The sequence below is a fragment of the Pseudomonas entomophila genome, assembly GCF_029478665.1.
In the GTDB taxonomy this organism is placed as follows: Bacteria; Pseudomonadota; Gammaproteobacteria; order Pseudomonadales; family Pseudomonadaceae; genus Aquipseudomonas; species Aquipseudomonas entomophila_F.
This window is the reverse complement of sequence record NZ_JARPQB010000058.1, coordinates 18,654-26,010: the sequence shown is the minus strand read 5'-3', so window position 1 is coordinate 26,010 and position 7,357 is coordinate 18,654. Positions and strand designations below refer to the sequence as shown.

The following is a 7,357-nucleotide window of genomic DNA, read 5'->3' as shown; positions in this document are numbered from 1 at the left end:
CGGTAAGCATCCTGCTTTGCCAGTCGGAAATGCTCGGAACGCTAATGGATCGGGGGTGGGGGGGATGACATGGGAAGGGGGGACAAAGGCCTGGCCTGCCTGGGCGCCTTGCGGCGCATCGCGGATGAATCCGCTCCTGCACATACCTCGCAGACCATGGTCGTAAGCTCTGTGCCTACGACGGTAGGAGCGGATTCATCCGCGATGCGGCGCGCGGGCGGCGCTCGATCTCATCGGCGCCGCAACAACCTCGACGAACACCTGCAAAGGCCTGTCGCTCAGAGCGCGTTGACCGCCAGCAACTGCGTCAGCACATCGGCCAGCGCCTTGACCATCACATCCGCCGTCGGCCGATGCACGATCACGATCTCGTAGCTGTCGACCTCCGGCAGCCCCTGCGCGCTGCCCAGCACCCGGTGGTCGGCGGTCGCCGCCCGTGGCGGCAGCAAACTGATGCCCATGCCATCGGCCACCGCGGCCTGGATACCGCTCAGGCTCGAACTGGTGAAACTGATGCGCCAGCGTCGCCCCATGCCTTCGATCGCGCTGATCATGTCGTCACGGTACAAGCCGCGTGGCGGGAAAGTCACCAGGGGTATGGGGTCGAGGTCGAAGGATGGCGCGCGCTCACTGTCGATCCACTGCAACCGCTCAGGCCAGCAGGCCACGCCTTCCCGGCTGTTGCGTCGCTGCTTGAGCAGCACCAGGTCCAGCTCGCCATTGTCATAGGCCTGGCTCAGGTCGCGGCACAGGCCGCTGGTGACTTCCAGCTTGACTTGCGGGTGGCGCCGGCTGAACGCCGCCAAGGCATTGGTGGTACGCCCCCCCACGAAATCCTCGGGCACGCCGAGGCGCACGGTGACGCCGACCATCGCCCCGGCCAGGGCCTCGAGCATCTGGTCGTTCAAGGCCAGCATATGGCGGGCGTAACCCAGCAACGTCTGACCGGCATCGGTGGGCAGCACATCGCGATTGCCACGTACCAGCAGGCGATGCCCGACCATGTCTTCCAGGCGCCGGACTTTCTGGCTGATGGTGGACTGGGTAGAGTGCAGGCGCGCCGCCGCGGTGGTGAAGCTGCCGCAATCGGCGACCACGACGATGGCGCGGAGCAGATCGAGGTCGAACAGGGCCCTATTCGGTTTTGCGCTGATGGACATTCAAGTATTCGGTTTGTGAATGGCAAAGCGGAGTTCTACCATGCCCCTTGGCGCCCGACAACCGTAGGAGCCAGCTTGCTGGCGAAGCGGGCAACAGGTTGGCTGGCACCGGCTGCGCCGGTGTTCGCCGGCAAGGCCGGCTCCTACCTGTCGCACAAATACCCCGTGGGAGAGGGTTCACTCCACCGCCTCGAACGGCAACCCCACGTAGTTCTCGGCAATGTTCGCCAACCCCGCCGGCGAACTCAGGAAGTATTCGCGGTCAGCCTCCTGCATCTTGCGGTCCCAGTCATCCTGCTGGTCGCCGAAGTCATGCAACAGCTGGGTCATGAACCAACTGAAACGCTCCCCCTTCCATACCCGGCGCAAGGCCAGGGGTGAATAGTGGGCCAGCAGGTCGGTGCGCCCTTCGCGGTACACCTTGACCAGGATCCGGTACAGGTAATTGACATCCGAGGCCGCCAGGTTCAGCCCCTTGGCGCCTGTGGGCGGGACGATGTGGGCAGCATCGCCGACCAGGAACAGCCGGCCATGCTGCATGGGTTCGACCACATGACTGCGCAGCGGCGCGATGCTTTTCTCCAGCGCGGGGCCGGTCACCAGGCGCGCCGCGACTTCTTGCGGCAGGCGTGCCTTGAGCTCACCCCAGAAACGCGAATCCGGCCAGTCTTCCACCCGCTCCTCGAGCGGCACCTGCAGGTAGTAGCGGCTGCGGGTCTGGGACCGTTGGCTGCACAACACGAAGCCACGGTCATGGTGGGCGTAGATCAGTTCGTGACTGACGGGCGGCGTGTCGGCCAACAACCCCAGCCAACCGAACGGGTAGACCCGCTCGTACGCCTTGAGCACCCCTGCCGGAATGCTCTGCCGGGAGACGCCGTGAAAACCGTCGCAACCGGCGATGTAGTCACAGTCGACCCGCTGCAAACGGCCATCCTTCTCGAATGTCAGGTACGGTCGTGTCGTGTCGATGTCATGGGGCTGCACCGCGCCGGCTGAATAGATGATCGGCGCGCCGCCCTGTTCGCGGGCCTGCATCAGGTCGCGGGTTACCTCGGTCTGGCCGTACACCATGACCGTCTTGCCGCCCGTCAGGGCCTTGAGGTCCAGGCGCTGGCGGCGACCGCCGACCACCAGTTCGACACCCTCGTGGACCAGGCCTTCGCGGTCCATGCGCGCCGCCACTCCCGCCTCGCGCAGCAGGTCGACGGTACCCTGCTCCAGCACCCCGGCGCGAATGCGTCCAAGCACGTAGTCCGGCGCCTGACGCTCGACGATCAGCGTGTCGATACCGGCCCTGTGCAACAGTTGACCGAGCAGCAGGCCGGAAGGACCCGCACCGATGATTGCAACCTGAGTTTTCATTGTTGTTGTCTCTTCCTGGCGATGCCGGCCCACGACTGGCAGCGACCGGGCATCTGCTGTTAAGGTTTGCCTCCGCATTTTTAATGGCAAAACACGCGCACAAAGTGTGATTTTCAGTTTGAAAACTGCACTTTTACGAAAAACGTTCGATTAACGAACAGGCCTCCCATGCTGACAGCCCTTCCTGGCATCCCGCTATTCCAACTGTATGGCGAGAGCCACACGCGACCCGACACCGACCTGCTGCACTGCGAGTCGATCTCCGCGCGCAGCCGTCTGCACCACTGGGAAATCAAGCCGCACCGCCACGCCGAGCTGCTGCAGCTTCTTTATGTGCATCGGGGCGAGGCGCAAGTGGAAATCGAGGGTTCGCGCAGCGTCATTTGCCAACCGGCCATCCAGGTGGTTCCCCCCCTGACCGTCCATGGCTTTCGCTTCAACGAGGACATCCAGGGCCATGTACTGACGTTTGGTACAACCCTGGTGGCCGAGCTTGAGCAGCGTCTCGGTGCCCCACTCAGCGTGCTGGCCGCGCCGGGCTGTTATCCGCTGGGCCAGGCGCATCGGCGCCTGCACACCCTGATCGACGCCCTGCAACAGGAATACCAGGGCAATGCCCCGGCACGGGCTGCGATGCTGCAGGCGTTGGTCACCACACTGATGGTCTGGATCAGCCGCCAGCAACACGACCAGCCGCCGCGCAATCGAGGCGAGCGTGACCGCCGACTGCTTGGCCTGTACCAGCGCCAGGTCGAAGCGCACTACCGCGAGCACCTGTCTGTCGATACCTTCGCCGCCCGCCTGGGAATCACCAGTGCACAACTCAACCAACTGTGCCGGGAGCTGACGGGCCAGAGCGCGTTGCAGGTCATCCACCAGCGCCTGCTGCTCGAAGCCCGGCGCAACCTGGTGTATACCCGCATGAGCATCGGGCAGCTGTCGGACAATCTGGGCTTCAGCGACCCGACCTACTTCGCCCGTTTCTTCAAGCGCCTGAGTGGGCAGACCCCCAACGGCTTCCGACGCTCAGCCCCCTGCGCGTGACCGCATCGGTCGTGCAAACCCGCGCGGTTGCAATTCACGCCAGGCTGTCCCAAGCTCTGGCCTCCCCTATGCCGCAGAACGTCCGATGCCCAGACGCCAGCTCATCCTGATCGCCCTGCTGCTCCTGATCCTGGTACCAGGCGTGCTCGTCTATTGGTGGCATGCACCGCAACCCACGCCGGCCAGCGTGCCCCCGCACAGCTACGCCAAGGCCCTGCGCCAGGCCCATGACGGCCAGCCCGGCGCCGCGCGCGTGCTGTACCAGCAGTTGCAACGTGACGATCTGGCGCCGATCCGCCGTGCCGCACTGTACGCCGAACTGCCCAACTACCCTTCTCCCCAGGCGCTGAAGCTGGCCCAGCAGGATCTTGAACACGCCGACCCCATGGTCCGCCGAGCAGCTATCGCCAGCATTCGTCGATTGCTGCCGGCGGCCCAGCGCAGCCTGGTGCTCGGGCCGCTGCTGGAGGATGACGAGCAAAGTGTGCGCTTCGCCGCGGTCGATGCCCTGCTCGGCCTCGACCCGGATGCCATCGGCCTGTATTTCGGCACCCTGCAGGACGCGCTGGAACAGTACGAACAGACACTTGAGCAGCAGCCCGACGATGCTGGCGCGCAGGTTCACCTGGCCAGGCTGTACATGCATGAGCAAGCGTTCGAACCCGCGACCCGAGCCCTGCAGCGCAGTCTCAGCCTGGCACCCGAGGGGTTGGATGCCCTGGCTACCCAGGTGCGCCTGCTTGAACGGCAGGGCCAGCACGATGCCTCGCGCCAGGTGCTGGCCAAGGCCCTGGCATTGCGCCCGGACTCGGCGTTCCTGCAGTACGAACTGGGGCTGTGGCTCACGCGCCACGAACAGCAGGAATATGCCCTGCTCGCGCTCGCCAGGGCCGTAGAGCTGGAACCGGACAACAGCGACTACCGCTATACCCTCGCCGTCACCCTGCACCAGCTCGAGCAAGTGGATGCCGCACAGAAGCAGCTGGAGGCCGTCCTCAACCACGAACCGGCCAATCGTCGAGCGCGGATCCTGCTGATCCAGTACTGGAAAGAGACCGGCCAGTTGCAGAACGTCCAGGTGCTGCTCGCCGAACTGGAGCGGCAGAACCCGGACGACCCTTACCTGCAGCAGGGCCTCTGAAGACGAATGGGCAGAACCAAGTTCACTCCTGCAGGATGCGGTGAACCTGCCCGACCAGGGTCTCCAGCGAAAACGGCTTGATCAGCAAGGCGATACCCGGCTCGTCGAGCAGGGTCTGCTCCACGGGGTGATCAGTGAAACCTGTGATGAACAGGATCTTCTGCTCCGGCTTGATCAGGCGCAACGCCCTGGCGACCTGGCTGCCACTGAAGCCGCCTGGCAAACCAATATCGGTGATCACCAGATCGAACGGCCCGGCATGACGGAATTGCCCCAATGCCGCGTTGGCGTCAGTCACATCGCACACCTCGAAGCCACGCTCTACCAGCACTTCCTTCATCAAGTTACGCAGATTGACTTCATCATCGACCAACAGCACACGCTCGCCCAGCCCTTGCCCAGTCTCCTGTGGCAGCGGCTCGGGCAGCGTGCCCTGGAACCTGGGGAACATCAGCACTACCCGCATGCCTTTGTCCTCGATCGACTCGATCCAGGCCTGCCCCCCCGACTGGCGGACGAAACCATGGACCATGGGCAAACCGAGCCCGGCACCCTGGCCCAGTGGTTTGGTCGTGAAAAACGGTTCGAAGGCGTGCTCCAAGTCCTCTTGCGACATGCCATGGCCATCATCTTCTACCTGAATCAGCACATAGTCACCAGCCGGGACCCCGGCCAGCCCTTCCGTGGCGACGGCAAGTCTTTCATTGACGGTACGAATCGCTACGTTGCCACGGCCCAGGCAGGCATCACGCGCATTGGCGCATAGATGCAGTAGCGCATTGCGCAGTTGGTCAGGGTCGAGCTGGACGGGCCAGGGGGCTACGTCGAGCTGCCAGTCCAGGTTCATCTGACCGCCCAGGGCCTGTTGCAGGACGGGTTGCGCCTCGCGCAGCACACGATTGACATCCATCGCCACTGGCGAGAGTGGCTGGCTGCGGGCAAATGCCAGCAGGTTGAGGGTCAGGCCGATGGCCCGCTGGGCACATTCACGGGCCATCCGCACGTAGCTGTCCAACCGCTCCAGGCGCCCTTGGGCGATACGTCGTTCCAACAGCTCCAGGCTGCTGCCGACCCCGGACAGCACGTTGTTCATCTCATGCGCCAGGCCTCCGGCCACGCTGACCACCGACTCCATGCGTTGGCTATCACGCAAGGCCGCCTCGGCAAGGCGTTGGACGGCCTGCCGCTCATGGGTGATATCCCGCCCCACGAGAATTGGGAACTCCTGACCAGGTGTCGCACCCCACCGGAACCAGCAGTAATGGCCTTCAAAGTGGCGCATCCGTGCTTCGAAGGCGTTCGTGACAATCCCCTGCTCAAGTGCCATGAGTGCCAGCTGCACCTCGCTGCGATCAGCAGGGTGGAACAGCTCCAGCAAGGGCCCCTCGACCTGCGCTGCCTGCTCCCAGCCCAGCAACCTGGACCAGGCAGGGTTGGCCGTGCGCAAGCGCAGCTCGCCGTCGAGTATCAGCATCACATCCGGAGACAATTGCCAGGTATGTTCAGTATCGGCCAGGTAATGCGCCAGTTGCCCCTCGAAGGACTGCGCCAGATCGCGCCACTCTCGCGTGCTCTGCACGCTCGCCGTAGTGTCGAGCAACGCGTGCAGAAATCCGGCGACAGCCCCTTGATCATCGCGGATCGGCGAATAGCAGCAAGTGAACCACGCCTGTGTTTCCCTGCCGCCACGCGATACTGTCAGCTCTGTGTTCTCCACCAGACTGCCTTGCCCTTCCAGGGCTTTGAACACGACGCCCCCCATGTGGTCCCAGGCGTTGTGCCAAAGCTGGTCGAAGCTGTCGCCCTGAGCGGCGCTTTTGCGCCCCAACAACGCCAGGTAGGCATCGTTGTGAATCACCGTCAGATCCGCCCCCCACACCAATGCCTTGGGGAAAGGTGCCAGCAACAACATGTCGACGGCGATACGCAAGGTCGGTGGCCACTGCGTCACAGGCCCCAGCGGCGTGCGTCCCCAGTCGAAACGGGTAATCGCTTCGCTCATCCGCGCCGCAACCGGGGACGCGGGCGCCAGATGTATCACCTGGATGCCTCCGGGCAGAGGCGATGCGTCAGCGGCCAATATCTTCATTCCACAGTTGCGGCTTTGCCTCGATGAACTGCTGCATCAAGGTTCGGCAGGTGTGGTCGTGGCGAACGTCGAGCGCCACGCCTCGGCTCTTGAGCAGTTGCTCTTCGCCCAGGAATGTTTCGTTCTCGCCGATGACCACGCGCTTGATGCCGTAAAGAAGAATCGCGCCACTGCACATGGCGCAGGGCGACAAGGTGGTGTAGAGGGTCGCCTCCTGGTAGACACTGGCCGGCTGACGCCCGGCGTTTTCCAGGGCGTCCATCTCGCCGTGAAGGATGGTGCTGCCCTTCTGCACCCGACGGTTATGCCCCCTGCCGATGATCTTGCCGTCGTGCACCAGCACCGAGCCGATGGGGATCCCCCCTTCTGCCAGCCCCTTGCGGGCTTCGTCGATGGCCGCCTGCATGAATGCGGAGGTGTCCTGTTCCATGGTGTCGCCCCGTAATGCGGTTGATGTGCAGCAGCCTAGCACAGCGTCGGAATGCCATGGCACCTTGGCAATCGACGGCTATGCTCAATAGGCTTTCCCCTGCCGGTTAATGATTCTCACTGGTTTCA

General features: G+C 63.9%; 6 protein-coding genes. 2 read left to right on the top strand and 4 right to left on the bottom strand.

The genetic code is table 11. The features are described from left to right. Window positions 1–278: 278 nt before the first annotated feature. Entirely contained in the window at window positions 279–1,160 is an 882-nt protein-coding gene (locus P5705_RS23060; protein WP_277463178.1) for a LysR substrate-binding domain-containing protein, read from the bottom strand. A 177-nt stretch (window positions 1,161–1,337) separates the two neighbouring features. Further along, window positions 1,338–2,525 (bottom strand): 4-hydroxybenzoate 3-monooxygenase, encoded by a 1,188-nt coding sequence (gene pobA / locus P5705_RS23055; RefSeq protein WP_277463177.1) that lies wholly within the window; start codon window positions 2,523–2,525, stop codon window positions 1,338–1,340. Window positions 2,526–2,693: 168 nt separating this feature from the next. On the opposite strand from pobA, the gene P5705_RS23050 reads away from it, so the two are divergent. Together P5705_RS23050 and P5705_RS23045 are read left to right on the top strand one after the other, a co-directional pair. Continuing rightward, on the top strand, window positions 2,694–3,569 hold the full coding sequence (locus P5705_RS23050; protein ID WP_277463175.1) for a helix-turn-helix domain-containing protein: 876 nt from the start codon (window positions 2,694–2,696) through the stop codon (window positions 3,567–3,569). Window positions 3,570–3,654: 85 nt separating this feature from the next. After that, window positions 3,655–4,710: a tetratricopeptide repeat protein gene (locus tag P5705_RS23045; protein ID WP_277463174.1), complete on the top strand. Its 1,056-nt coding sequence runs from the start codon at window positions 3,655–3,657 to the stop codon at window positions 4,708–4,710. A 22-nt stretch (window positions 4,711–4,732) separates the two neighbouring features. Here P5705_RS23045 and P5705_RS23040 read toward each other — a convergent pair whose 3' ends face one another. Both P5705_RS23040 and P5705_RS23035 read right to left on the bottom strand, forming a co-directional pair. Then, window positions 4,733–6,712, bottom strand: coding sequence for a hybrid sensor histidine kinase/response regulator (locus P5705_RS23040; protein WP_277463173.1), 1,980 nt, complete (start codon window positions 6,710–6,712; stop codon window positions 4,733–4,735). 67 nt (window positions 6,713–6,779) lie between these two features. Beyond that, window positions 6,780–7,229 (bottom strand): nucleoside deaminase, encoded by a 450-nt coding sequence (locus P5705_RS23035; RefSeq protein ID WP_277463172.1) that lies wholly within the window; start codon window positions 7,227–7,229, stop codon window positions 6,780–6,782. Window positions 7,230–7,357: the final 128 nt, after the last annotated feature.

Excerpts from the sequence above, each read along its gene's own strand:
- P5705_RS23060 (WP_277463178.1), bottom strand. The coding sequence starts at position 1,160 with ATGTCCATCAGCGCAAAACCGAATAGGGCCCTGTTCGACCTCGATCTG.
- pobA (WP_277463177.1), bottom strand. The coding sequence starts at position 2,525 with ATGAAAACTCAGGTTGCAATCATCGGTGCGGGTCCTTCCGGCCTGCTG.
- P5705_RS23050 (WP_277463175.1), top strand. The coding sequence starts at position 2,694 with ATGCTGACAGCCCTTCCTGGCATCCCGCTATTCCAACTGTATGGCGAG.
- P5705_RS23045 (WP_277463174.1), top strand. The coding sequence starts at position 3,655 with ATGCCCAGACGCCAGCTCATCCTGATCGCCCTGCTGCTCCTGATCCTG.
- P5705_RS23040 (WP_277463173.1), bottom strand. The coding sequence starts at position 6,712 with ATGAGCGAAGCGATTACCCGTTTCGACTGGGGACGCACGCCGCTGGGG.
- P5705_RS23035 (WP_277463172.1), bottom strand. The coding sequence starts at position 7,229 with ATGGAACAGGACACCTCCGCATTCATGCAGGCGGCCATCGACGAAGCC.